The sequence below is a fragment of the Nocardiopsis sp. iso_238 genome, assembly GCF_056173325.1.
Genome location: NZ_CM149668.1, coordinates 1,222,770 through 1,249,159, shown reverse-complemented (window position 1 = coordinate 1,249,159; position 26,390 = coordinate 1,222,770). Strand labels below are relative to the sequence as shown.

At 72.3% G+C, this 26,390-nt stretch carries 19 protein-coding genes; 2 read left to right on the top strand and 17 right to left on the bottom strand.

What is annotated here, in order from left to right; translation table 11 throughout:
* Nucleotides 1-46: 46 nt before the first annotated feature.
* Entirely contained in the window at nt 47-901 is an 855-nt protein-coding gene (locus AC0VYL_RS05590) for a helix-turn-helix domain-containing protein (RefSeq protein WP_475459942.1), read from the bottom strand.
* A gap of 456 nt (nt 902-1,357) precedes the next feature.
* Here AC0VYL_RS05590 and AC0VYL_RS05585 point away from each other — a divergent pair, with 456 nt between their 5' ends.
* The gene (locus AC0VYL_RS05585) at nt 1,358-2,926 is read left to right on the top strand and encodes a glycerol-3-phosphate dehydrogenase/oxidase (RefSeq protein WP_475482504.1); all 1,569 of its coding nucleotides are present in this window, start codon (nt 1,358-1,360) and stop codon (nt 2,924-2,926) included.
* Between the two features lie 235 nt (nt 2,927-3,161).
* Here AC0VYL_RS05585 and AC0VYL_RS05580 read toward each other — a convergent pair whose 3' ends face one another.
* The 14 genes from AC0VYL_RS05580 to AC0VYL_RS05515 form a co-directional block, all read right to left on the bottom strand.
* Nucleotides 3,162-3,365: a cold-shock protein gene (locus AC0VYL_RS05580; RefSeq protein ID WP_014912876.1), complete on the bottom strand. Its 204-nt coding sequence runs from the start codon at nt 3,363-3,365 to the stop codon at nt 3,162-3,164.
* Between the two features lie 279 nt (nt 3,366-3,644).
* Nucleotides 3,645-6,146, bottom strand: a complete 2,502-nt coding sequence (locus AC0VYL_RS05575; RefSeq protein ID WP_475482503.1) for a glycoside hydrolase family 2 protein — start codon at nt 6,144-6,146, stop codon at nt 3,645-3,647.
* Between the two features lie 95 nt (nt 6,147-6,241).
* Nucleotides 6,242-7,153 (bottom strand): ABC transporter ATP-binding protein, encoded by a 912-nt coding sequence (locus tag AC0VYL_RS05570; RefSeq protein ID WP_475459932.1) that lies wholly within the window; start codon nt 7,151-7,153, stop codon nt 6,242-6,244.
* Between the two features lie 4 nt (nt 7,154-7,157).
* A complete protein-coding gene (locus tag AC0VYL_RS05565) occupies nt 7,158-8,111 on the bottom strand; it encodes an ABC transporter ATP-binding protein (protein WP_475459930.1) in 954 nt (317 codons plus the stop codon).
* Nucleotides 8,111-9,022, bottom strand: a complete 912-nt coding sequence (locus AC0VYL_RS05560; protein ID WP_475459928.1) for an ABC transporter permease — start codon at nt 9,020-9,022, stop codon at nt 8,111-8,113. Before AC0VYL_RS05560 ends, AC0VYL_RS05565 begins: the two co-directional genes overlap by 1 nt.
* Nucleotides 9,019-10,014, bottom strand: coding sequence for an ABC transporter permease (locus AC0VYL_RS05555; protein ID WP_475459925.1), 996 nt, complete (start codon nt 10,012-10,014; stop codon nt 9,019-9,021). The genes AC0VYL_RS05560 and AC0VYL_RS05555 overlap by 4 nt, the downstream gene beginning before the upstream one ends.
* Nucleotides 10,015-10,082: 68 nt before the next feature.
* Complete coding sequence (locus AC0VYL_RS05550) at nt 10,083-11,783, bottom strand: ABC transporter substrate-binding protein (protein WP_475482502.1); 1,701 nt, start codon at nt 11,781-11,783, stop codon at nt 10,083-10,085.
* 170 nt (nt 11,784-11,953) lie between these two features.
* Complete coding sequence (locus AC0VYL_RS05545) at nt 11,954-13,000, bottom strand: LacI family DNA-binding transcriptional regulator (protein ID WP_475482501.1); 1,047 nt, start codon at nt 12,998-13,000, stop codon at nt 11,954-11,956.
* 198 nt (nt 13,001-13,198) lie between these two features.
* The gene (locus AC0VYL_RS05540) at nt 13,199-14,077 is read right to left on the bottom strand and encodes an Fpg/Nei family DNA glycosylase (protein WP_475482500.1); all 879 of its coding nucleotides are present in this window, start codon (nt 14,075-14,077) and stop codon (nt 13,199-13,201) included.
* 78 nt (nt 14,078-14,155) lie between these two features.
* Nucleotides 14,156-17,263: an AAA domain-containing protein gene (locus AC0VYL_RS05535; RefSeq protein ID WP_475482499.1), complete on the bottom strand. Its 3,108-nt coding sequence runs from the start codon at nt 17,261-17,263 to the stop codon at nt 14,156-14,158.
* Nucleotides 17,264-17,404: 141 nt separating this feature from the next.
* Entirely contained in the window at nt 17,405-19,135 is a 1,731-nt protein-coding gene (gene phnE, locus AC0VYL_RS05530; protein WP_475482498.1) for a phosphonate ABC transporter, permease protein PhnE, read from the bottom strand.
* A 14-nt stretch (nt 19,136-19,149) separates the two neighbouring features.
* Entirely contained in the window at nt 19,150-19,956 is an 807-nt protein-coding gene (gene phnC, locus AC0VYL_RS05525) for a phosphonate ABC transporter ATP-binding protein (RefSeq protein ID WP_475459910.1), read from the bottom strand.
* 86 nt (nt 19,957-20,042) lie between these two features.
* Entirely contained in the window at nt 20,043-20,996 is a 954-nt protein-coding gene (locus tag AC0VYL_RS05520) for a phosphate/phosphite/phosphonate ABC transporter substrate-binding protein (RefSeq protein WP_475482497.1), read from the bottom strand.
* 157 nt (nt 20,997-21,153) lie between these two features.
* The gene (locus AC0VYL_RS05515) at nt 21,154-22,593 is read right to left on the bottom strand and encodes a PucR family transcriptional regulator (protein ID WP_475482496.1); all 1,440 of its coding nucleotides are present in this window, start codon (nt 22,591-22,593) and stop codon (nt 21,154-21,156) included.
* Nucleotides 22,594-22,730: 137 nt separating this feature from the next.
* Between AC0VYL_RS05515 and gabT the strand changes: the two genes are divergently transcribed.
* Complete coding sequence (gabT, locus tag AC0VYL_RS05510) at nt 22,731-24,065, top strand: 4-aminobutyrate--2-oxoglutarate transaminase (RefSeq protein ID WP_475482495.1); 1,335 nt, start codon at nt 22,731-22,733, stop codon at nt 24,063-24,065.
* Nucleotides 24,066-24,170: 105 nt separating this feature from the next.
* On the opposite strand, the gene AC0VYL_RS05505 is transcribed toward gabT, so the two are convergent.
* Nucleotides 24,171-24,659, bottom strand: a complete 489-nt coding sequence (locus AC0VYL_RS05505) for an Lrp/AsnC family transcriptional regulator (protein WP_475459900.1) — start codon at nt 24,657-24,659, stop codon at nt 24,171-24,173.
* A 106-nt stretch (nt 24,660-24,765) separates the two neighbouring features.
* Nucleotides 24,766-26,370, bottom strand: a complete 1,605-nt coding sequence (locus AC0VYL_RS05500; RefSeq protein WP_475459898.1) for a PucR family transcriptional regulator — start codon at nt 26,368-26,370, stop codon at nt 24,766-24,768.
* Nucleotides 26,371-26,390 lie beyond the last annotated feature (20 nt).

Genomic DNA, 26,390 nt, shown 5'->3' with positions numbered 1-26,390 from the left:
GGCGCCCGGCACCGGCCGGGCGCCCTCCGGCGTTCCCGGGGCGGCCTCACGTGCTCAGGTGGACCTCCTCCAGGTAGTCGAGGGTCTCCCCGGGCCGCAGCGCCACCAGTCTGAGGTGGTTGACCAGCTGCTGGTAGCGGGCGACCTCGTCGGGCTCCTCCAGGTAGATGCCGTCCGTCGCGGTCTCCAGGTAGACCACCGTGGGGTCGCTGGCGTGCGGGAACTCCAGGATCACGCAGGAGCCCCCGGCTCCGGGGTTGAGCTTGGCGGCCCGGGTCATCTGCACGGTGACGTTGGGCCGCTGGGCCATCTCCATGATGTGCTTGACCTGGGACCGGCGGACCTCGGGGTGGTCGTGCAGGCGCAGCAGGGCGCCCTCGTCGAAGATCGCCCACAGCTCGGGAGGGTCCTGGTCCTCCAGGATGCGCTGTCGGGTCATCCGGGCGTCGATGTCCCGGCGGATCTCCTGGGGGTTGGCCAGACACGCCTGGGCGGCGACCCTCATGTACTCCGGGACCTGGAGGAGTCCGGGGATCACGACGGGCTGCCAGGACGTGATGCGTCTGGCCTCGGTCTCGAAGCCGACGAACCGGGCCGCGAGCACGTCCCGGTACCGGGACCACCAGCCGCGTTCGAGGGACTGGCGGCACAGGTCGAGGATCTCGTCGAACTCTCTGCCCCGGGGGACCTGGCAGGCGTCCAGGATCGCCCTGATCTCCGGGACGCTGGGCCGTTTCTTGACCCCGGACTCGATGTTGGAGTAGGTGGACTTGGACAGGCCGGCGGCCGCCGCGGCCTCTTCGCTGGTCTTGCGGGCGGCGAGCCGCACCCGCCGCAGTTCGGCGGAGAGCCGGCGCCGCCGGATCGTGGGTGAGTACCTAGTGGCCATGATGGGGTTCATCGTAGGACCGGCGATGCCTCCCAAGCTGGACAATCCGGGGAACTCGAAGTCCAGACATCCATCTTGTTTGAGGAATCAGGAAACCGGCTTCTCAAACCCTGGATTCCAGTACCCGGCGAGGAGGAACGGGCTCCTGTCGCACCTTGGGGCGACATGCCCGGCATCGGAGCGGCCCGATACCTCGCGCACGAGGTTTCTGCCCCGACGCCCCGGCCCGGATTCGACAATGCCGAACCACAGTGGACAACAAGCGACTACTCGATCCCCCAGAGTCACACCAGGCCCGGGTGGCACCAGGACAGGCGCCCACCTCCAGCGCCGACCCCCGCTACCGCGACGCCGATCGACCACATCGTTCGGCATTGTCGTATTATGCGTACGACACCCACCTGAAACGTGGAGCCCGTTCAGGTACGTGCGGTAACGCCCCCCTCCCCAACGGACGGAGCACCAGCCATGACCGCCAGCGCCCACCGCAGTGACGCCAGCACCCACCGAGGTCGCACGCGCGACGAACTCACCCGGGGCACCTTCGACCTCCTCGTCATCGGCGGCGGGATCCTCGGCACCTCGGTCGCCTGGACCGCCACCCAGGCGGGCCTGCGCGTGGCCATGGTCGACGCGGGCGACTTCGCCGGGGCCACCTCCAGCGCCTCGTCCAAGCTCGTGCACGGCGGTCTGCGCTACCTCCAGACCGGCAACGTGCGCCTGGTCGCGGAGAACCACAAGGAACGGCGCTCGCTCGCCTCCGACGTGGCCCCGCACCTGGTCAACCACCGCCCCTTCCTCGTCCCCGTCTACTCCGGGGGACCGCACGGCGCCGCCAAGATGGGCGCGGGCGTCTTCCTCTACTCCGCGCTGTCCGCCTTCGGCGACGGCATGGGCCGCCTGCTCTCCCCGCTCCAGGCCAAGCGCCTGGCTCCCGGCCTGCGTACCGAGGGGCTGAAGTCGGTGGCCGCCTACAGCGACCACCAGATGAACGACAGCCGCATGGCGGTCATGACCGTGCGCGCCGCCGTGGACGCCGGGGCCGTGGTGCTCAACCACGCCGAGGTCCGCGGGCTGCGGACGACGCGCGGCCGCGTCACCGGCGCCGACCTGCACGACCGCGTGGGCGGCGACGACTTCGGGATCGACGCGCGGCTGGTCCTCAACGCCACCGGCCCCTGGGTGGACCACCTGCGCCGTATGGAGGACGCCGCCGCCTCGCCCAGCGTGCGCCTGTCCAAGGGCGCCCACCTGGTGCTGCGCACCCCGGAGCCGTGGCGGGCCGCGCTCACCATCCCGGTGGACAAGTACCGGGTGTCGTTCGCGATCCCGTGGGAGGACCACCTGCTCCTGGGCACGACGGACGAGGCCTTCGAGGGCGACCCCGCCGAGGTGGGCGTGGTCCCCTCCGACGTCGACCAGATCCTCGGTGAGGCCGCGCTGGGTATCGACTCCCCCTACCTCGACCGCGACCGCATGACCTACTCGTTCGCGGGGCTGCGCGTGCTGCCGGGCGGGCCCGGGGACACCAGCTCCGCCAAGCGGGAGACCGTGGTCACCCAGGGGCGCGGCGGCATGCTCTCGGTGGCCGGGGGCAAGTGGACGACCTACCGGCACATCGGTCGGACGGTCCTGGAGGAACTGCGGAAGGTGTCGGCGGTGCCGCTGGCCGAGGACATGGCCGACCCGCTGCGGACCGTGCCGCTGCCCGGTCTGGCCAGCCCGGACGCGGTCGCCCAGCGCCTGATCATCGACCGCGACCCCGGCACCCGCCTGGACCCGCTGGTCGCCCGCCACCTGGCGTCGCACTACGGAAGCCTGGCCCTGGACATCGCCGGACTGGTGCGCGACCAGCCCGAGCTGGGCGAGCGCATCCACCCGGACGGCCCGGACGTCTGGGCGCAGGTCGTGTTCGCCCGCGACCGCGAGTGGGCGGTGACCGTCGACGACGCCCTGCGCCGCCGGACCACGGTCACCGTGCGGGGCCTGGACACCCCCGACGTACGCGAGCGCACCCGCGCCGTCCTGGAGGCCTGAGCGCCCACGGGAGGCCCTGAAACCCCACGGGGAGGCCTCCGTACACACACAGGGACCCCGGGGCCGTCAGTGACGGCCCCGGGGTCCCTCGCGTGCGGCCCCGGCCCTCCGCCGGACCGCGGACGCCCGGGCACGGAGCCCGGACACGCGAACGCCCCCGGAGAGACGGACTCTCCGGGGGCGTTCAGCGACGTTCACGCCCACGAGGGGCGACATCGCTAACGTCTATGCGGTCTTAGATCGCGACGACGTTCTCGGCCTGCGGGCCGCGGGTGCCAGCGACGATCTCGAACTCCACGCGCTGGTTCTCCTCCAGGTTACGGAAGCCCGTGCCCTGGATGGCGCTGTAGTGAACGAAGGCGTCGGGGCCACCGTCGTCGGGGGAGATGAAGCCGAAGCCCTTCTCGCCGTTGAACCACTTCACAGTTCCCTGAGCCATGTTTTCTCCTTCAGCTCGGTGTACACGGACGCATACTCACACGCCCGAAAATTGCCGCGAGCCGACTCCAAGAGAAACCGCCCGCCGGTCACAAACTCCGCGGGCAAGACACCAACTGCGAAATTCAACGACTAACAATCTCCAATGAACGTACCACAGCCTCGCCAGCTGGCGAGGGTTTTCGATGTGGCAACCCGCACGGCCCGCCGAGGAATACCGACGGGCCGGGCGGGGAACGCGTGTGATCCCTGTGGCGGACACCGGAGTGTCACCGGAAGGTCACCCGTCGTTCACCAAAGCGTCGTTGACGCACCTCAACACAGGTGGAGCGGTCACGGCCCCGGGCTCCAGCGCCGCGCCTCCCGACACCGTGAAGGTGTGCGACTCGCCGGGCAGCAGCGTCACCAGGGCACTGTCCGCGCTCGCCCCGGGATCGAGTCGATCGACGTTCAGGACCAGATCCCGCAAGAGCACGCGAGCGCGGACCGTCACCCGCAAATCGGAACCGTCCACCCGCGTTTCCACGTCGAATTCCGGCTTTCGGTACTCCAGGTCGAGATCGCGGGAGAAGAACCACCACGCCCGCTCCCCCGCCCCGTCGACGGTCAGCACCTCGCGGACGGGATCCCCCGGCTCCGCGACCCCGGAGGGCACCGGAACGCGCAGTGCTCCGCGCGGCGCCACCCGGACCTCGTGCGCGGAGGCCGCCACCGCGCGCCCGGTCCCGGTGTCCCGGCGGGCGAGGGTCACCTCGGTGACCCACTCCTCGTCCGTGTCGTTGCCCAGGACCACCGCGAGTCCGGCGGAGGCGGGCTGGACGGTGGCCACCCGGTCCGCGTACACGCGCCGCAGCGCGTACCACAGGGGCTTGCGGCGCCCCGCGCCGTCCACCGCCGCCCACGACGTGACCGGCCAACAGTCGTTGAGCTGCCACATCACCGTGCCGGTGCAGTACGGCCAGGTGGACCTGAAGTGCTCGATCCCCACGGTGAGGGCGCGCGCCTGGTTGACCTGCGTGAGGTAGTGCCAGTCGTCGTACTCCCACTCCCGGTCCCCGAAGTGCGCGGCGAGCCCGCGCGCGAGCTTGCCGTTGCCGTCCTCGGCCTTCTGGTGGTGCAGCACGCCCGGGGAGGTCGGCTTGAGCGGGTCGTCGGTGACCGCGCCCCGCAGGGTGGCGTGCGCGGGCGGCGCCTGGTAGCCGAACTCGGCGGCGAACCGGGGCCGGTGGTCGCGGTAGACGGTGTAGTCCTCCTGGTTCCAGACGTCCCACAGGTGCATGGTGCCGTGAGCCGCGGCGTTGGGGTGGACCCCCTCGCCCTCGGAGTAGGGGCTGCCCGGCCAGTAGGGGCGGGTGGGGTCGAGCTCGGCCACCACGCGCGGGAGAAGGTCCAGGTAGTACCCGGCGCCCCACGCGCGGTCGCCCAACCGCTCCTTCCAGCCCCAGTCCTCGTGTCCCCAGATGTTCTCGTTGTTGCCGCACCACACCGCCAGGCTGGCGTGCGGGGACAGCCTGGCGACCGCCTCGCGCGCCTCCGCCTCGACCTCGGAGGCCAGCGACTCGTCCTCGGGGTAGGCGGCGCAGGCGAAGAGGAAGTCCTGCCAGACGAGGATCCCGAGTTCCGAGCAGAGTTCGTAGAAGTCCTCGGACTCGTACATCCCTCCGCCCCACACCCGCAGCAGGTTGATCCCGGCGTCGCGGGCCTGTTCGATGCGTTCCCGGTAGCGGTCCCGGCGGATCCGGCTCGGGAAGGCGTCGTCGGGGATCCAGTTGGCTCCCCTGACCAGTACGTCGCGGGCGTTGACCTGGACGGCGAAGCCCGTTCCCTCGCGGTCGGGCTCACTGCGAACCGCCACGTTCCGGAAGCCGATCCGCCGTTCCCACGTGTCGAGCCGGGGGGTGTCCGGCCCGGCCCCGGCGAGCTCCACCACGAGGTCGTGCAGGGGCTGGTCGCCGTGGCCGCGCGGCCACCACAGCGCGGGTTCGGCCACCACGAGGTCCAGGACGGCCTCTGTGCGCCCCGGCGCGAGGGTGACGGCGGTGGTGGCCCCCGCGACCGTCGCCGTGAGCGTGAGCGGGAGGTCCGTGCCCGGCCCGGTCCGCTCCACCTCCACGTGCGCGCTGACCCGGCCCAGCGAGCCGTCCTCGGAGACCGTCACGAGCGGCCGTACCGAGGCCAGCCGCGCGGTGGACCACGCGTGCAGCCGGATCGGCCGCCAGATCCCGGAGGTGACCACAGTGGGCCCCCAGTCCCACCCGAAGTTGCAGGCCATCTTCCGGATGAACTGGTAGGGCTCGTCGTAGGCGCCGGGCAGCGCGCCCATGCGCTCCCGGTTCCCCTCCGCGTACCGGTAGGGGGACGCGAACTCCACGTCGAGGACGGGGGCCGGGCCGCCCTCCGCCAGCGCCCGGGTGACGTCGAAGCGGTACGAGCGGTGCATGTTGGCGGTCCGCCCCACCTCCCGGCCGCCCACCCGGAGCGCGGCGACGGTGTCCAGGCCCTCACAGACCAGGTCCACGCGTTCGGCCGCGCCCACGGCCGGGAGGAGGCCCTCCAGGGTGCGGGTGTACCTCCAGTCGGTCCGGCCGATCCAGCCCAGCCGGTCCTCGTTGTCGTCGAGGTAGGGGTCCTCGATCAGGCCCCGGTCGAGCAGGTCCGTGTGGACACAGCCGGGCACGGTGGCCGGGACCTCTCCCAGCGCGGCGGCCGACTCCGGCAGTGCGCCCTCGTGTGGCACCGCCGTCAGGGTCCAGCCCTCGCCCAGGTCGAACCAGGAGGTCATACGCTCCCTCTCACTACTGCTCGGGTACCGCTTCGGTACTGCGTTGTTGGTCCGGGGCGGGCCCTGTGCTGACCCGGTGCGGACCCGCCCCGGGGTCAGCCCTGGTCGATGCCGACGAAGTGGTTCTCCTCGATCTCGACCAGCGGTGCGGAGTCGTCGCCCTCGGCGACGGTGGGCAGATCCACGTCCTCGGGCGGATTCGCGGCCAGTTCCGCGTCCACCTCGGCCCAGGTGCGGTGCAGTTGTGGCACGCACGAGAGCAGGTGGCGACTGTAGGGGTGCAGGGGGTTCTCGAACACCCTGCGGGTGGGTCCCATCTCCGCGATCGCGCCCTTGCGCAGGATCACCGACCGGTCGCTGACGTAGTTGCCCAGGGACAGGTCGTGGGTGACGAACAGGACGCCCAGGCCCCGTTCCTTGAGGTCGCCCAACAGGTTGAGCACGTCGATCCGGGTGGAGGCGTCCAGCATGCTGATCACCTCGTCCGCGACCAGCAGCCGGATGTCGAGGAGGAGCGCCCGCGCGATGAGCAGGCGTTGCAGCTGCCCGCCGCTGAGCTGGTGCGGGTACTTGTCCAGCACGTTCTCCGGGTCGAGGCGGACCGTGCGGACCACCTCCAGGACCCGCTCCCGCCAGTCGGCGTCCGAGACCTCCGGGAAGTAGGAGGAGCGGACCATCGCGAAGACGCGGTCGGCCTTGAAGATGGGGTTGAAGGAGCTGAACGGGTCCTGGAAGACCCCCTGCACCCTGCGGTAGTACTCCTTGCGGGCCGCGAAGCCGCGCAGCCGCGAGACGTCCCGCCCCTCGAAGCGGACGGTGCCGGAGCTCACCCCGGTCAGGCCCAGCACCATCTTCCCGATCGTGCTCTTGCCGCTGCCGCTCTCCCCGATCAGCGAGACCACCTCGCCGGGTTCGACGGTGAGGTTGACGTCCCGGACGGCGCGCAGCCTCGCGCCGCCGAACGCCCCGACCCGGTACACCTTGTGCACGTGGCTCAGTTCCAGCACGGCGCTACCTCCCCGTCTTCCAGCAGGCGGCCCAGTGGCCGGGGTCGATCTCCACCAGGGGCGGGGTCTCCTCGCACTCTTCGGAGGCGAGGGGACAGCGTTCCCGGAACCGGCAGCCGGAGGGCGGCCGCAGCAGCCCGGGCGGGGTGCCCGGGATGCCCTCCAGCCGGGTGCCCTCGGTGGTCGTGCCGACCTCGGGCAGCGCCCCGATGAGCATCCGCGTGTAGGGGTGCCTCGGTTCGTTGATGAGCGTGGCCGCCGGGCCCTTCTCCGCGATCCGGCCCGCGTACATCACCATGACCGAGTCGGCCATCTGGTAGACGAGCGAGATGTCGTGGGTCACGAAGATCATGCTCTTGACGTAGCCGCGGTCGCGGAACTCCACCATGGATTCGACCACCGAGCGCTGGGTGGACACGTCCAGGGCCGAGGTGGCCTCGTCCGCGATGAGCAGGGACGGGTTGAGCAGGGTGGCCATGACCATGACCACCCGCTGCTTCATCCCGCCGGAGAGCTCGATGGGGAACCGCTGGAGCACGTCGGGGTCGAGCCCCACGAGTTCCAGTCGGCGGTTCAGCTCCTCCGCGACCGTCGCCGGGCGGACGCCGCGTGCGCGCAGCAGCTCGTTGATCATCCGACCGATCCGGCGGGTCGGGTTGAGCGCGCTCATCGCGTACTGCGGGATGAGCGAGATCTCGTGGTACCGGAACGGGTTCATCGCGCGGTCGTCCGCGACGGGCACGTCCTTCCCGTCCAGCTCGATCGTGCCGTCCACGTGCCGCATCCGGCCGTCCAGCCGGATCAGGCTCTTGCCGAGGGTGGTCTTGCCGCAGCCGGACTCCCCGGCCAGGCCCATGATCTCCCCGTCGGCGAGGTCGAAGCTCACTCCGTCGAGGGCGTGAACGTCCCCGCGCAGGGTCTGGTAGTGGACCTTCAGGTCCTTGACGCGCAGGGTCATCACAGCTCCCGCAGCTTGGGGTTGAAGACCTCGTCCAACCCGACGTTGAGGATGTACATCGAACCGACGAGCAGGGTGATCCCCGCGCCCGGCGGGACGAACCACCACCACATGCCGAGCTGGAGGGCGCTCCAGGCTCCGGCGCTCTCCAGCATCAGTCCGAGGGAGACGCCGCCCGCCGGGCCGAGGCCGATGAAGTCGAGTCCGGCAGCGATGAGGATGGCGCCGCCGAACAGCAGGATGAACGACATCACCAGGTAGGAGCTCATGTTGGGAGCGATCTCGCTGGTGATGATCCGCCAGGTGCGCCGTCCGCTGAGCCGGGCCAGGTCCACGTAGTCGCGGGTGGCCAGGGTCAGGGCCTGGGAGCGGACCGCGCGGGCCGCCCACGGCCACGACGTCAGGCCGATGAAGAGCGCCTGGACGACCAGTCCGCGGACGTCGAGGTAGGCGACGGCGACGATCAGCACGACCATGCCGGGCAGGACCAGCACGACGTTGGTGAGCATGTTGAGGATCTCGTCGACGACCCCGCCCTTGTACCCGGCCACGAAGCCCACGGTGGTGCCGACGAGGAAGGCGATGCCGCCGCCGAGCAGGCCGGTGAGGAACGTGGAGCGCAGGCCGTACACGAACTGCGCCCAGATGTCCTGGCCGAACGTGGTGGTGCCCATCCAGTACTCGGAGCTGGGCGGCTGGCTCTGCGGGCCGATGTAGACGTTGGGGCCGTGGTCGATGAACAGGGGCCCGACGAGCCCGACCGCCAGGAGGGTGAGCACGATCCCCGAGCCGATGAGCAGCTTGGGGTTGCGCCGGGCGAAGTGCAGGGTCTCGGACATCCGGCGCTCGCCGGTCGCCTCGGGTGCGCCCCCGGGGTCGGTGGCCCCGGGGGCGCCGGGGATGCTGCTCATGACGCGCCTCCCGTCATCTGGACGCGCGTGCGCGGGTCGACCAGGACGTAGATGATGTCGATGATGAAGTTGGCGATCAGCACGCCGACGACCACGAACAGGAAGATCCCCTGGAGCAGGAAGAAGTCGCGGTTGTTCAGCGAGTTGAGGATCAGGGTCCCCAGGCCGGGGTAGTTGAAGACGATCTCGGTGAGCAGCGCCCCGGCGATCAGCGTGCCCAGCTGGACGGCGAGCCCGGTGATCTGCGGCAGCATCGCGTTGCGGAACGCGTAGCGGCGGATCAGTCGGCGGGGGGCGCCCAGGGCCTGGAGGTAGTTGGAGTAGTCCGCCTCCAGCTCGTAGATGATCATGTTGCGCATGCCGATCGCCCAGCCGCCCAGGGCCACGACGAACATGGACAGGAACGGCAGGAACCAGTGGGAGATCAGGTTCGAGACGAACGTCCACGACCATGACGGTGTGAGCGCGAAGCTGTACCCGCCCGCGGTCGGGAAGAAGCCGCCGACCACGGACAGCGAGTAGGCGAGCAGCAGCGCGATCCACATGTAGGGCATCGCGGTGAGGATGTAGCCGATCGGCAGGACGGTGTTGTCCAGGACCTTGCTCCGGGCCGCGAAGGCGCCGAAGCGGTTGCCGACGATCCAGCTGAGGATGATGGCGGGGAGCAGCAGGCCCAGGGTGAAGGGCACGTGCCGCAGGATGACGTCGGTGACGGGCTCGGGGTAGAGCCACACGCTGACCCCGAGGTCACCCCGGAAGAGACCGGCCCAGAAGCTGAGGTACTGCTGGTGGAGCGGGGTGTCGAGGCCGAAGACCTCGTTGTAGTACGCGGTCATCCGCTCCAGCGCCTCGGGGTCGGAGACCGAGGCCCTGCTGAGCATGCTCCGGACGGGGTCGCCGGGCATGAAGCGCGGGATCATCCAGTTGATGGTGACCGCCACGACGAAGGTGATGGCGTAGATGCCGACTTTTCGGCCCATGTAGCGCCACACGGGTGTCCTCCAGGTGTGGGGGCGCGGGTCGTGGGGCGCTCCCGCTCGGGGAGCGCCCCACGTGTGCGCTATTCGGCCAGTTCGATCTCGGCGAGGGTGTAGATCGCGCCCATCTGGTACATGTTGTTCCACATGGTGGCGAAGTGGTCGGGGGTTCCCTCGTCCTCACTGGGCCAGTTGGTCCACACCTGGTTGCTGGCCTGGGACCACATGCCGTTGTACCAGAGCGGGATGATCGGCAGGTCGTCCAGGAAGATGCCCTGGAGGTCGGAGGTGATCGCGGCCATGTCCTCGGTGTCCTCGGCGGGAGTCGAGGCCAGCTGTTCGGTCAGGTCCCAGGCCTCCTCGTTCTCGTACCGGGCGTAGTTGGCCGTGGTCTGCTGGTCGCGGATCGGCAGCTGGAAGATGAAGTCGTAGTACGTCCAGGGCGTGTTGCTGATGCTCCGGTCGTTGTTGATCATCAGGTCGAACTCCGCCTTGCGGAAGTTCTCGATGAGCAGCTCGTGCTCGGGGAAGGCCGGTTCGACCTTGATCCCGACCTCCTGGGCGTTCTCGGCGATGACGTTGGCCGCCTCCATCCAGTCGCTCCAGCCCGAGGGGACCTCCAGGGACAGGGTGATGGGTTCGCCGTCGGGGGTCTCGACGAAGCCGTCGCCGTCCTCGTCCAGGTAGCCCGCCTCCTCGAGGATGGCCACGGCCTCGTCGGAGTCGTAGGTGAAGCCCTCGTCCGCGACCAGCTCGTGGTCGACGAACTCCTCCCACTGCGGGAGCAGACCGGTGGGGTCGGCCGGCTCGACGAGGTTGGTGTAGGGGCCCTCGACGATCTGGTTGACGTCGACGGCGTGGGCCAGCGCCCGGCGGAACTCGGGGTCGCCCAGAGCGGGGTGCTCGTGGTTGGGGACGAGCCAGGCGGTGTTCGCGGACTGCATGTAGGGCGGGCCCGCGAAGTAGCTGGTGATGTTGTTGTCGTTGCTGATGACCTGGTCGATGCCGGGGAGGAAGTTGTTGGAGAGGTCGACCTCGTGGTTGTTCAGCATGTTCATCGTGACGTCGTTGGACGCGTTGACGATGTCCACGATGTAGGTCGGCTTCATCTCCAGGCCGAGGGCCTCGGTGCCCCACCACTCGTCGTTGCGCCGCCAGACCATGCGGTCGTCCGCGTGGTTCTCGTAGACGTAGGCGCCGGTACCGACCGGGTCGCGGTTGGGGTCGTCGTTGACCTGTTCCTGGCTCTTGTCGGCCCAGAGGTGGTCCGGGACGATCGCCCGGTTGGCCACCCAGTTCATCCACTCCTGCGGGCGCGCCTCGGAGAAGGTGAGGGTCACCTCGCGCTCACCGGTGGCCTCGGCGCTCTCCAGGTAGTCCCAGACGTTGCTGTAGTGGATGTCGAAGTGGCCGAGCTCCAGGGTGGTGACCACGTCCTGGGCGACCAGGGGTTCGCCGTCGCTCCACTCGACCCCGTCGCGGAGGGTGATGACGTGCGTGTTCTCGTCCGGCCACTCGTCGCTCTCGGCCAACCAGGGCGTGTACGCGCCCTCGCTGGGATCGAAGACGAAGAGGGGCTCGTAGACCAGCCCGACGGTCCCGACCGCGTAGTTGCCCTCCATGATGGGGTTCCAGTTGGTGGGGGGACCCCAGGCCGTACCCGTCGTGTACAGCGTCTCGTTCCGGGGGTAGCCCCCGGAGTCGCCCCCTGCGCCCTCGCCCGAGCACGCGCTGGCGACCAGCACCAGCGCCGCCAGAGCGGCGGGAAGCCTCAGAGATCTCATCTCGACTCCTCCTTTCACCCGGTCGGCCCTTCGTATGGGGGAAGCCGATCCTGGCTCGGAAGGCTGGGAGCGCTCCCAATAGAGGGAGCGAAGGACCGTTGCTGAACCGGGTAAGTGACGTTAACAACAACACGGACCGGCGAACCCCGTCAATCCCCGACACTTCGGTGTTATCCGCTTGTAACAGCGGATTCGGGGTCCCCCACCAGCGGCCCCGTGCTTCCACGAGGGTGCAGCTCCCCCACCGGACTCTCCTCGCTCTCCACCCGCTCGCCGTCCAGGACCCGGCCGAGCATCCCGGCGACCTGGCGACCGTGACCCACCACGTCCCGGCTGATCGCGGTCAGTGAGGGCCGCACCAGACGGCACAGCGCCGAGTCGTCCCACGCCACGATCGACAGCTGGCCCGGCACGTCCACGCCCATCTCGGCGGCCACACCGAGCCCGGCCACCGCCATCAGGTCGTTGTCGTAGACCAGCGCGGTGGGCCGGTTCGCGGAGGCCAGCAGGCGCCGGGTGGTCCGGGTACCCGCCTCCCCCGTGTAGTCGGCGTTCACCGAGTACGCCTCGGCCAGCCCGGCCCCGGCCGCGGCCTCCAGGAAGGCGGCGCCGCGCACCCGGGTGTGCAGGAAGTCCTCCGGGCCCGCGATCCGGGCGACGCGTCGGTGCCCCAGCGCCGCGAGGTAGCGGACCACCTCCCGGACCGAGGCGCCGTCGTCGGAGTACACGCAGGGCAGACCGCCCACGCCCTCCGGCCCGCCGAGGAACACGGCGGGCAGGCCCAGGGAACGCACCGCCTCCGGACGGGGGTCGTCCGCCCGCAGGTCGACCATGACCACCCCGTCCACCCGGCGCTCCGAGGCCCAGCGCCGGTACACCTCCAGCTCCGCCCGGTGGTCGTCGGTGACCTGGAGCAGGAGGTCCACCCCGGCCGAGGCCAGCTCCGTCTCGACTCCGGAGACCAGCTGCATGAAGAACGGTTCGATGCCGAGCGAACGGGCCGGCCGGTCCACCACCAGCCCGACGGCGCCGACCCGGCCGCCCGGGGCCAGCGCCCGAGCCGCCTTGCTGGGTGCCCACCCCAGGTCGTGGGCGATGTCCAGGATGCGCCTCCGGGTCTCCTCCGAGACCCCGGGGCGCCCGTTGAGCGCGTACGAGACCGCCCCCTTGGACACCCCCGCCGCACGGGCGATGTCCATGATCGTCGGCCTCCGCATCAGAGCACCCACAGTGTCTCCCTCACGTCCTCTCTCCTCCCGTCCCCGGTCGCGGACCGGGGCTCCGAACAGCCGGTTCACTGAACCGGTTAAGCGATCGACACGGGATTGTACCCACGGCGGTACCGGGCACCCCAGGGGTTTTCGGGGCGGCGGCGCGGGGCGGGGCGCGCCGGAGCGGGAGGGTCGGGGAGGCGGCTACCCCTGGCAGCCGGGGCACCAGTACAGGGTGCGCCCGGACAGCTCGGTGGCGGAGACCGGCGACGAGCACACGCGGCAGGGGTCCCCGGTCCGGTAACAGACGTAGAGCGTGTCGGGCCGGGGCACCGGGAGCGCGTCGGGGTCGGGCCGGTCCTCCGGCCGCGTGGTGATGATGTAACCGTCCCTGACGCCGTCGCGCAGGAGCGCCGTGAGGTCGGCCCACAGGGCGTCCCACCGCTCCCGCGTGAGCTCCCGGCCGGGGGTCAGGGGGTCGAGCCCGGCGCGGAAGAGGGACTCAGCCCGGTAGATGTTGCCGATGCCCGCGATGACGTCCTGGCGCATGAGGAGCACCGCGAGACTGCTGCGGGACCGGCTCACCACACTCCAGGCCCGTTCGGGGTCGGCGTCGGGGCGCAGCGGGTCCGGACCGAGCCTGGCCTGGACGGCGTGCTTCTCCGCCACGGTGATGACCTCGCACGCCGAGGCGCCGCGCAGGTCCGCCCAGCCCGAGGAGTTGACCAGGCGGACGCGGACGGCGCCCACCGGCTCCGGTGGGACGACGAAGCCGTCCGGATCGCGGCGCAGGTCGAGGCGTTCGGCACCCTCCGCGCGGGGCGCGCCCAGGTGGCGCTCGCCGTCGGCGTCACCGAAGGACCAGGCACCGTAGAGGCCGAGGTGGACGCGGAGCCACTCGCCGGAGTCGAAGCCCAGGAACAGGTGCTTGCCGTGCGCCTCGCTCTCGGTGAGGACCCGGCCGTCGATCCGGGCCGCGCCCTCGACGAAGCGTCCCTGGGGGCTGCCGGCCCTCACCGTGCCGCCGCCGAAGGTCTTCTCGAAGTGTGCGGCCAGCCGGTGCAGCGTGTGACCCTCAGGCACCCGTGTCCCCTTCTGTGAGCATGTGTCCTTCGCTCCAGGATAGGGCGCGGGCCCGCACACCCGACCGGGGTCGAGGGGTCAGCAGGCGGAGAGGATCTCCTCCACCAGCGTCCGGGGATCGGTGAGGCAGCGCCAGGCGGGCACCACCACCACGAGGTCGTCCGTGGCCTCGCTGAGTGCTTCCCCCCTGGCGAGCAGACGGCGCAGGGCGGGGCCGTCCGGCTCCCCGTCCAGCAGCAGGAGCACCCGCCGAGCGCCGTAGCCGACCACGAGGTCGGCGGCCCACCCGTCGAAGCTGCGCCCCACCTCCACTCCGGTACCGGCCGTGCGCAGGGCGTCCACCAGGGCGATGCCGGCCGGGGTGGTGCCGGGCCCGGAGCGTCCGCCGAGGAGGTCGCGGAGGGGGCCGTCCCCACCGGTCCAGTGCCCGCGGTCGCCCACCACCACGAGGCGTTCGCGGGTCCGGGTGAGCAGGGACGACCACAGGTGGTTCATCCGGCGCACCCTGCGCTCCGCGATGGCCGGGGCGCCCGCCGCGAGCATCGGGGAGAGCACGGTGACGTCGGCACCGGCGGCGTCGGTGTCCAGCATGTCGGGACCGCCCACCCGGACCCGGCGGCGCAGGTGGCGTTGGCGCAGCAGCCTGCGGAGCAGCGCCACCTGCGGTTGTAGCGGGGCCACCACCGCGAGGTCGGCCCCCTCGGGCAGCTCCCGGTCGAGCTCGGCCACCACCACCGCCACCCGGTAGGCCTCCTCGCGGTTGATGTAGGAGGACCCGGGCGCCGCCTCGCACTCCCCCGCGACGTCGCGCCACTCGAAGGCGGGCCCCTCGCCGCCCCGGGGCGGGCCCGCCACCACGAGCCGCCCGCCGTAGCAGTGCCGGGAGGCGGACGCGGCCAGGACCTCGGGGGCGCCGTCGTGTTCGCCCAGCCAGAGCGTCGTCGGGGTCGCCGCGCGCACCGCCCGCAGCGCCGAACCCGCGCCGTACCGGAGCGCGCGGTCGTCCAGCTGGTCCGCGACCAGACCGGCGGTGGCCAGGGCGCGCCGCTCCTCCTCCGGTTCCAGCACGCTGGCCGGGCCCGGGTGGGCCGGGTCGCCCGCGACGACCGCGCGGTGGGCCCGGTAGAGCACCGGCAGGAGTTCGCTGACCCGGGTCCGCTCGGCGCCCACCACGACCACCAGGTCGAACATGCCCGCTTCCGAGGGCAGGGCGCGGGCCTGGTCGGTGCGGCAGGTCCACACCGGCAGCGCGTCGAGGAGGTCGGCCGGGCCGGGCCAGCTCCCTCCGTGGTTCCAGTTGAGCGCCTCCACGCGGTTCTCGATGGAGGCGCGGCCCCGCCGGAGGCGGGGGCCGGTCACCGAGGCCAGGCAGGCGGCGCTGGCCGCGCGGTGCCGGGCCCAGGCGTCGGCCAGCTCCCGGGTGAGTTCGTTCAGGGGCGCGCAGCGGGTCCGGCGGTCCACGGCCTCGCGCCACGCGCTCTCCAGCCGGGCCACGGCGCAGAGCTGGTCGAGCCCCTCGGGGTCGGTGGCCACACCGAGTTCGCGGCGGACGGCGGCGCGGTGGTGGAAGCCGCCCAGACCGCCCCCGGCCGCGCGTTCGGCCCGGTGCAGCCAGTACTCGGGGCCGCCGTGCTCGGGGGTGAAGAGGGTGTCGGGGGCCCAGCCCCGGGCGATGCTGCGGCCGCGCTCCTCGGCCAGGTGGGCGAGGACGTGGCCGTCCGCGGCCAGCGTGTCCATGGCCGACCAGACCCGGCGGATCCGGTTCCACGAGGCGACCAGGTCGTCCCGGTGGCCGGTGCCCTCCTCCCCGTCGGTCGGCGGGCCCGCGACCGCCGGGGACTGTGCGTGACGGGAGAGCAGACGGGTGAGCTGGCGCTGTTCGGCGGCGCGTTCACCGGTGCCGCCCGCGCGGACCACCGGGTGCGCGGGGGCGGTGTCGGCGCGGGCCAGGACGGCGTCGAGGTCGGCCTCGGTCCGGCCGCACACCAGGACCCGCTGGCCGCTGGCGACCGCGGTGCGCACGAGCGCGTCGACCAGGTCGTGGACGCCGCTCCGGGGAGGGGCGGCCACGGCGGTGAGCTGTTCGCGCATGGCGGCGCTCAGGACCGCGTACTGGGGCTGGCTGAGTTCGGTGGCCGAGACCGGGACCGTCGGGGGGTTGTGGTCCCGGGGGTCGCGTCGGTGGGCGCGCGGGCCGCGGAGCGGGGATTCGGGGATCCACCGGCCTGCGGCGGGGTCCGTGACCCGGGCGGTGGGGGCGGCATGGGCGGAACTGCCGAGCAGGGACTCCAGCGCGGTGCCGAGGACGGCGCCGGGGTCGAGTCCGTCCTGGTGGGTGGGGTCGAGGTCCGTGAGGACCCCCTCCACCCCCTCGGCCGGGGCCGGTGCGCCGTCACCCGTCGCCGTGGGTCCCGCCCGGAAGAGCACGGCGGTGTTGTGCGCCCCGGGGGTGAGCGGATGGGGCCTGCCCCGGGTGCCGAGCGGGGCGATGTCGTCGACCCGTTCGATCTCCAGCCGGGTGAGGAGGGTGCGCACCTTGACGGCGAGGTCGGCGACGGCGGCGGGCCGGTGCGCGGGGTCGGGGGCCCCGGAGCGGAGACGGGTCCGCAGCTCGAAGAGGTCCTCGGGGTCGGTGATGCCGAGCCGGGCGAGGAGGGCGGTGTTGACGTCGGGCCGACCCACGGCGCGCACCAGCGGGCCCGGGCCGGTGCCCGGGAGACCGGTGGCGCCGACCGCCCCGGGTTCGTCCACGGCCCGGACGTCCACGGTGAGGAGGGGCAGGGCCACGCGGTCCGCGCCCTCACCGAGGATCACCAGGGGGTAGCCGTAGCGCAGCGCCTGACCGTGCCGTACGGCCAGACGGGTCACCCGGGCGCTCTCGGGGTGCGCGGGCAGCGTGTCCCTGGCCCCGCTGAACAGCAGTTCGGGACCGGCGGGAAGGCAGGCGCAGGTGTCGGTGTCCAGGCGTTCGGCGCGCACCACGTGGGTGAGCACGGACTCGCGGCGCAGGCAGGCCCGCAGGTAGGCCAGGAAGGAGCGGATCCCGCCCCGGTCCGCCGGGGCCTTCCAGCGCACGGACGGCGCACCGACCCCGGCGGCCCCCCGGTCCCGGCCCGCGAACCGGCCGCCGGTGGTCGGGTAGGAGCCCAGACCGCCGATCTGCTCGTCGTCCTGTAGTGACCTCACGACGCCCCCCTGACCACCCGACCACGCGTGATCAGATGACTACCCCCAGCTATCAGGGCCATTGTGGTGCATTTTCCGCGCCCCCACCCGGCGAACGCCGGAACCGGTGCCACTTTCCCCGGGGCCCGGTCCGGCGCGCGCTCAGTGGGACGTCCGGCCGCCGACCACCCCGCGCAGCCACACGGCGACCAGCTCCACGGCCAGCGCGACCCCGAAGACCATCAGGGTGATGAGGGTGACCACCCCGAACTCCAGCACCCGGGCGGCGTTGAGCAGTTCGTAGCCGATCCCGCCCGCGCCGACGATGCCCAGGACGGTGGCCGACCGGATGTTGACGTCCAGCTGGTACATGGCGTGTCCGACGAAGGCGGGGAGCGCCTGGGGCAGTGTGGCGCCGAAGAACACCTGGACCCGGCTGGCCCCGGTGGCCCGCAGCGCCTGCTCGGGACCGGGGTCGACTTCCTCCACCGAGTCGGCGACCAGCTTGCCGAGCAGTCCGACGGCACCGATGGCCAGGGCGAGGGTGCCCGCCACCGGACCGAGCCCGATCATCACCACCAGGACGATGGCCAGGATGAGTTCGGGGACGCCGCGGACCAGCACGACGAACATCCGGCAGGCCTGCCCCACACGGTGGTGGGGGGCCACGTTGCGCGCGGCGAGCACGCCCACCGGGAGTGCCAGCACCAGGCCGAGCAACGTGGCGGCGAAGGCGATCTGCACGGTGACCAGCAGGCCCTGGATGAGGCGTTCCCCGATCCCCCCGGTCTCCGGCGGCCAGAACAGTGCCAGGGCGCCCAGCGGCCCCCGGCCGGAGTCGACGAACCCGGTGAAGTCCGCCAGCGAGTAGCCGACCGACCCGGCCAGGACCGCCACGGTGACCAGCGCGTAGAGGGCCCGGCGCACCCGGGAGGGGGTCCAGGGCGGGCTCACCCGGGCCGAGGCCCGTGCGGCGGCGGAGGCCGCCCGGGGGTCCACTGCGGCGTGTGGCTCCCCCGCCATGCCGGGGGCACGTCGGCGCAGGCGGGCCGTGAGCCCGGTGATCCCGGTGGGGCGCTGGTCGGTGTGCGGCAGCAGGGCCCGGCGCACGGCGACGGACGCCAGCTCGATCACGACGCACAGCACCAGCACGACCACCGCCAGGGCCATGCCGCGCTGGTAGTCGAGGCGGCCCAGGGCGTGGGCGAGGTCCTGGCCGATCCCGGCGACGCCCACGAAACCGAGGATCACGGAGATCCGGAGGTTGATGTCCAGCCGGTGCATGGCGGTGGCGACGAAGGCGGGCAGCACCTGGGGCAGCACCCCGCCGGTGAGCTCCTGGAGGCGGCTCGCGCCCGCCGCGCGCAGCGCCTGGCGCGGACCCTCGTCGATCTGCTCGACGGCGTCGCCGTAGAGCTTGGCGACCATGCCGACCGAGTGCAGCCCCATCGCCAGCACACCGGTCACGGCGCCGAAGCCGAAGAGGCGGAAGAACAGGATCGCGAGCACGACGTCGGGGACGGCGCGGGCGACCACGATCAGGGCCCGCGCGGCCAGCCGGGCCGGTCGCCCGGGGGTGGTGTTCCCGGCCGCCCACACCGCGAGGGGAAGGCTCAGGACCACCGACAGCAGGGTGGCGGCGATGACGATGGCCAGGGTGGTGGCCAGGGGTTCGACCAGTTCACCGGGGGCGGGGAAGTCCAGCGGGAGGGTCCGGGAGAGGAAGTCGGACGCGTTGTCGGCGCTGGAGACGAGGGTGGCGACGTTGACGCGGAGGTCGAGGACGGACCACACGCCGATCCCGACCAGGGCGAGCAGGGTGAGCGCCGCGGCCGTCCCGCTCGGGCCGGGCGCGGCCAGGGTGCGCGGTCGGACGGCGGGTTCGGGCCTCATTCGCACGTTCACCGTCAGCCGACCGTCACGGGGGCGCCGCCCACACGTCCGTAGACGGACATCGCCCGGGCCCGGTCGAGTTCGCGGACCGGGCTGTCCAGCACCACCCGTCCCGAGCGCAGGCCGACGATCCGGTCGCCCCAGGAGAGGGCGAGGTCCACCTGGTGCAGGCTGCACAGCACGGTCAGCCGCTCCTCGGCGGCGACCTCCCGGATCAGCTCCATCACCTGGTGCGCCGACTCGGGGTCCAGGGAGGCGACCGGTTCGTCGGCCAGCAGGACCTCGGGGCGCTGGAGTACGGCGCGGGCGATGGCGACCCGCTGCTGCTGGCCGCCGGAGAGGGTGTCGGCCCGCTGGAACGCGCGGTCGGCCAGGCCGACCCGGTCCAGCTGGGCCAGGGCCTCCTCGCGGACGGCGCGCGGGTAGGTGGGCAGTCCCAGGCGGGGTCCGCGCAGGCGCCCGAGGGCCCCGGTGCACACGTTCTCCAGGACGGTGAGCGATCCCACCAGGTGGAACTGCTGGAAGACGAAGCCGATCCGGCGGCGCAGGGCGCGGAGTTCGCGGCCGCGCGCGGCGGTCACGTCCACGCCGAGGACCTCGACCCCGCCGCTGGTCGGCGCCTGGAGGCCGTCCACGTGGCGGAGCAGGGTGGACTTGCCCGAACCGGACAGACCGAGGAGGACGAGCACCTCCCCGGCGTCGGCGGTCAGTGACACCCCGTCGAGGGCGACGGTGTCACCGAAGCGTCTGGTCACGTCGTCGAAGCGGACCACGGGCGGGGTGCCGGGTGCGGCGGCTGGTGCGGCTGGTGCGGTGTCCACGCGACTCCTCAAGGTCAGTGGAGGGGGCGGGTCGGGAGGTGGGGGCGCCCGTCGGAGGAGGGCGCCCCGTGGTCACGCGGGTTCGGTCAGGCGTCGGCGCACTGCGGCGCCCCCGTCGTCTCGCAGACCGCGTCGAGCGGGGCGTAGAAGTCGTCCGGGACGGCCTCCCACCCCCAGATCCGCTCGTCGGTGAGGTCGCAGTCGCCCGCCTCGCAGTAGCCGTTGGCGGCGAGGTAGTCCTGGTTGGCCTTCTCCTGGAGGGCGGTCACCACCGTGTCGAACAGCTCCGGCTCCAGGCCGTTGTAGACGGTGACCGGGGAGCTGGTGATGGTCTCGGACTCCCAGACGACGCGCAGGTCGCCCTCCTCCAGGGAGCCGCTGTCGACGAGGGTCTCGTCCACCATCGAGTCGAAGGCGAAGCCCGCGTCGCACTCACCGGCGGCGACCGCGACGGCCGAGGCGTCGTGGCCCCCGGCGAAGGTCTCCTCCCAGTCGCCCTCCTCGATCCCGGCCTCCAGCAGTCCGGCCAGCGGATACAGGTACCCCGAGGCGGAGTTGGGGTCGACGAAGCAGAGCTGCTTCCCGGCGAAGTCCTCGATGCCCTCGATGTCGGAGTCGGCCGGGACGACGCCGTAGGAGACGTAGCCGGGCGGCTGGCCCTCCTCCTGCACCATGGCGCCCGCGACGCTGATGTCCGAGTCGGCGTTCTTGGCGATGTAGTAGGAGAAGGGGCCGTACTGGGCGATGTGGATCCGGCCGCTGCGCTGGCCCTCGATGACCGCCGCGTAGTCGGTCGCGGTCTGGAACTCCACCTCCAGGCCGGTCTCGTCCCTGAGCATCCTGATGACCGGCTCGTAGCTGTTCTGGAGCCCGCCCGCCTCCTCCGAGGGGACCGCGGCGATGACCAGGGTGTCGGGGGAGGCCCCGTCCCCGCCCGCCGAGGCGTCCTCTTCGGCGCTCGGCCCGCAGGCGGCCAGGAGGGCGAGGGCTGAGGCCGCGGCGGCGATGGCGCCGACCCTACGGCCGGGTCTGGTCTGCATGGTTCGGAGGACTCCTCGACGTGGTCCGCCCGGAAGCGGACATTTCACTCATGGGGACGTCTCCACTGTGCAGATCCCCGACTGTCGTGAGCCGAAGCCGAGGTGACCGGGCAGGGAACGCGGCACGGCGTCTTGGTGCGGACGCCGACGGCGGGGGTCAGCGGCGGCCCTCGCGGACGCGCAGCGCGATCCACAGTTCGGTGCGGTGGTCGGGGTCGTCCAGGTCGCCGGGGAGCAGTTCCCGGATGCGCCGCATCCGGTAGCGCAGGGTGTGCCGGTGCACGCCCAGCCGCTCGGCGGCGGTGTCCCAGCGGCCCGAGGCGGCCAGGTAGGCGCGCAGCGAGGCGAGGAGTTCGGGTGCGGCCCTCTGCCGGTCGATGGGGGCCAGCAGCTCGTCGGCCAGCCGGGCCCCGGCGGAGGTGTCCAGCAGACCGAGCAGGCCGCCCGGAAGCTGGTCGAAACGCTGGAGCTCGCGCCCCTCCTCCTCGGCGGCGGTCAGCGCCCGCTCGGCCTGGGAGCGCGCGGCGGCCAGCTCCGGGTAGCCGACCGGGGCGCTGACCCCGACCGGTCCGGCCAGGACCTCACCGAACACGGTCGCGTCGGCACTCGCGGCGGCCAGCACCGCGGTGCGGCCCTCGTGCTCGGCCACCAGGACGCCGTCGGGTCGGGGTCCGTCCGGCACGGCCGTCCCGACGGCCACCACCACGGGTTCGGCGGGCAGCACCGACCGCAGGTCGGCGGCGCCCGGGTGGACGGGGTCGAGGGCGCCGTCGAGCAGGGCCGTGAGCACGCCCGCCCCGGTCCCCGCGCCGGGCGAGGGGCGTTCGAGTTCGAGGGAGAGCAGGGACACCGCCGCGTTGACCAGGGTGCGGTCGTCGGAACCGGACACGCGGACCCCGCCGACGGCCAGGAAACCCCGTGCCCGGCCGCCCGTGGCCAGGGGCTGTACGGAGACGCGGTCACCCTCCGAGGCCACCGAGACGCTGGCCCGGGGTCCCGCGCCGCGCAGCCGGGCGAGCTCGTCGGCCAGGCCGGGGGCGCGCGCGGCGGCCGACGCGGGGGCCGCGTGCCGGACCGCGCCGTCCGGGGAGAGCAGCAGCACCCAGCCGCCGAGTTCGCGGGCGAGCCGTTCGACCACGGCGGGGGCACCGGTCAGCGCGGCCCGGGTGAGCGCGCGCTGGGCGGCGAAGGCGCGGTTCAGCCCCTCGTACTCCTCCTGGGCGAGCAGCCGGGAGACCTCCTTGCCGACCGCCATGAACGGGGTCAGGCGGTGGACCTCCAGGAGCGCCACCCCGAACTCCTCGGCGGCGGCGACCAGCTCGTCGGGGGTGTGCTCGAAGTTCACGGCGGCGCCGAAGCCGATCCCCGCGATGTCGCGTTCGGCCAGGCGGCGCACGTAGTCGCGCAGGTCGGGGAGCCGGTCCACCCACCGCACCCCGGTGGTGAGCACCAGTTCTCCCCCGGCGAGATAGGGAGTGGGGTCGGCCAGCTCGCTGACCGCGACCCACTCCACCTGGCGGTGCGTGCGGTCCTGGCCGGTGAGCAGGCGCAGGCGCAGGCTCGGCGTGCGCAGCAGCGCTCCCAGTGTCGGCGGCATCCGGTCTCCCCCGTCGCTCCCTGACGCAATGGCACACGACTCCCCACCGATTATCCACTGTGTCCATGGGTGTCCGGTTCGGCGCGATCTAGTGTCTTGCTCGTCCGCACCGTCGCACCGCACAAGGAGGCAGCCGCATGGCACAGACCGAGGTCGTCCAGTCCCGCCGGATCGTCACCGAGATCCCCGGCCCCAGGTCCCGCGAGATCCAGAAGCGCCGGTCGGCCGCCGTCGCCCAGGGCGTCGGCAGCGTGCTGCCGGTGTACGTGGAGCGCGCGGGCGGCGGCATCGTCGAGGACGTCGACGGCAACGCGCTGATCGACTTCGGCTCGGGGATCGCGGTGACCAACGTCGGGAACGCCGACGCGCGCGTGGTCGGGCGCGCCGCCGAGCAGCTCGGCCGCTTCACCCACACCTGTTTCATGGTCAACCCGTACGAGGCCTACGTGGAGGTGTGCGAGGCGCTCAACCGGGTCACCCCGGGCGACCACGAGAAGCGGTCCATCCTGCTGAACTCGGGCGCGGAGGCCGTGGAGAACGCCGTCAAGATCGCCCGCAGCGCCACCGGGCGGCAGGCCGTCGTGGTGTTCGACCACGCCTACCACGGCCGCACCAACCTCACCATGGGTCTGACCGCGAAGAACATGCCCTACAAGCAGGGCTTCGGGCCGTTCGCGGGAGAGATCCACCGCATGCCGATGGCCTACGCCTACCGTTGGCCGACCGGCCCGGAGAACTGCGGCCCCGAGGCGGCGGCCGCCGCGATCGACCAGATCGTCAAGCAGGTCGGTGCCGAGAACGTGGCCGCGATGGTCATCGAGCCCATCCAGGGCGAGGGCGGCTTCATCGAGCCCGCCCCCGGGTTCCTGCCCGCGCTGGTCGAGTTCTGCCGCGCCAACGGGATCGTGTTCGTCGCGGACGAGGTGCAGACCGGTTTCGCGCGCACCGGCGACATGTTCGCCTGCGACCACGAGGGGATCGTCCCGGACCTGATCGCCACGGCGAAGGGCATCGCGGGCGGCCTGCCGCTGGCGGCGGTGACCGGCCGGGCCGAGCTCATGGACGCCGTGCACGGCGGCGGTCTGGGCGGCACCTACGGCGGCAACCCGGCGGCCTGCGCCGCCGCGCTGGCCTCACTGGAGGTCATCGAGACCGAGGACCTCACCGGCCGTGCCCGCGAGATCGGTGCGCTCATGCTGGACCGCCTGCGTTCCTTCGCCGACCGTTTCGACGTCGTGGGCGACGTGCGCGGCCGGGGCGCGATGGTCGCCATCGAGCTGGTCAAGGACGGGAAGGAGCCCCACCCCGAGGCCGTGGCCCAGGTGCTCGCGCACTGCCACTCCCGGGGCCTGGTCCTGCTCAGCGCGGGCACCTACGGCAACGTGATCCGGATGCTGCCGCCGCTGGTCATCGGGGACGACCTGCTCCGCGAGGGCCTGGACATCCTGGAGGAGGCCCTCGCCGGGCTGTGACGACCGCCTCGGCCACGGGTCGGAAGGCCGACCGGGTACCCCTTCCGTGAGGAGGGGGTGCCCGAACACGGGCCGAGGCGAAGCGTCAGGCCCGAAGGGGCACAGCTACCGGGTCCCCCACGCGTAGCTCTGTTTGCGGAGCTTGAGGTAGAGGAAGGTCTCGGTGCTCTCCACGGTCTCCACGGCGCGGATCGCGGCGAGGATGTCCAGCAGGCGGGCGTCGTCCTCCGCGACGACCTCCACCATGAGGTCGAAGGAGCCCGCCGTGATCACCACGTACTCGACTCCGGCCAGGTCGGAGACCGCGTCGGCGGCGGCGTTGAGGTCGCCGCTGGTGCGGACGCCGATCATCGCCTGACGCTCGAAGCCCAGGGTCATGGGGTCGGTGACGCCCACCACCTGGACCACCCCGGACTCCAGGAGGCGCTGCACACGCTGGCGGACGGCGGCCTCGGAGAGGCCCACCCTCTTGCCGATGGCGGCGTAGGAGAGGCGTCCGTCCTGTTGGAGGACCTCGATGATGCGCTTGGCCGTCTCGTCCAGCACCACCCCGTTGACCCGTCGCGCGGGTCCGGGGTCGGGGAGCTCGGTCACTGGCGCCTCCACGCTTGAAAATCAGGAATCCCTTGTCAGACCCGGGATTCACAACGGAATCCAACGTACTGCACCCGGTGTGACGAGCCGGTCGACCCGAGGTCTCCTACTGCTGGTCCCGGAGCGAGTCCAGGGACAGCAGGGCCACGTGGAGGGACAGGCAGGTCTCCACCGACTCCAGGTCGGCGTCGAGCACGTTGCCGATCCGGCGCAGCCGTTCGTAGAAGGCGGGCCGGGACAGGTGTGCCCGGCTCGCGGCCAGCGCCTTGTTCCGCCCCGCGCCGAGGTAGTGGCGGAGCATGTCGGCCAGGTCTCCGCCGTGCCGGGCGTCGTGGTCCAGGAGCGGCCCGAGCTCGCGCTCCACGTAGGTCTGGAGGCGCTCGTCGTCGCGGAACAGGTGGAGCAGCCCGCGCAGGTGCAGGTCGGGCAGGCGGTAGAAGGGACGCCGGTCGCTCTGCTTGATCGCCACGTCGCCCACCTGTCGGGCTTCGAGGAAGGAGCGGCGCACCTCGCGGACGTCGTCGGCGGTCGACCCCACGGCGAGCACCGCCGCGTCCCCCACCGCGCCCCGGACCCGGTCCGCGAGCAGGTGCAGTGTGGCGTCCAGGCGCCTGCGGTCGGGCAGCGCCAGCAGGATGCCCACACGTAGGTCGTCGAGGGAGCCCACCAGCGCGGGGAGTCGGAGTTCGCGGCAGGCGCGGGCGGCGCCCTCCGCGGTGTCGGACAGGCGGGCCTGGGCGGCCAGGCCCGTCCCGCTCTCACGCAGGCGCAGGACCAGGCCCACCATCTCGCGGTTGTGCAGGGGCACCCCCACGGCGCGCGCCCGGACCAGCGCCTCCTCCGGGTCCGAGTAGGCGCGGTCGATGATGCCCGTGATGATCGTGCGGTGGGTCTGGCGCTCCAGGCTCTCCTGGTGGCGCTCCAGCAGGCGGCCCAGGGCCAGGGTGATGGCCGCGCGTTCGATGAGCATGGTCTGCCGGGCGGTGGGGGCGGCCCCGGTGATGAGGATCAGGCGCCCCCAGTCCTGTCCCCGGGCGCCGACCGTGGTGACCAGCCAGCCGGAGGCGGGCGCGTGGACGGTCCGTGTCCCGGTGCGGACCGCGCGCGAACGGCTCTCCCAGGCGGTCAGCAGGGTGCCGGGGTCCTCGCCGTTGAGGTCGCAGGCCAGGACCTGGTGGGTGAGGTTCTCCAGGACCACCGGGCAGCCGGAGAGCTGGGCCACCTCGTGCAGGATCTGCCCGACGTCGGCGCCCTCCACGGACAGCTGGGTGAAGACCGAGTGGAGCTTCTCGGACTCGCGGAGCTCCTCCAGCTGCTCGTTGACCACCCGGATGTGCACGGCCTCGGTGATCTCGACGAAGCGGGCCTCGCGGTCGAGCAGGATGACCGGGACGCGGGCGTCGCGGGCGGCGTCGAGGAAGGCCTTGGGGAGTTCGGCGTGGTACTTGCGGCCGAGCTCGACGGCGATCCCGCTGACCCCGGCGTCCGCGATGTCCTCGATGTACCGGCGCAGGGCGTCGGGGTCGTCGGGCATGGCGATGCCGGTGCTGAGCACCAGCTCACCGCCGCGCAGCAGGTGGGCCAGGTCGGTGACCTCGGCGATGTGGACCCAGCGCACGGCCACGTCCAGGTACTCGGACCCGGCCACCACTCGGGGCCTGGCCTTCTGGAGAGCGGGCAGCTGGAGGACCTCGGCAAGGGTGGGAAGCACAGGCGACAGTCTAGGACGCT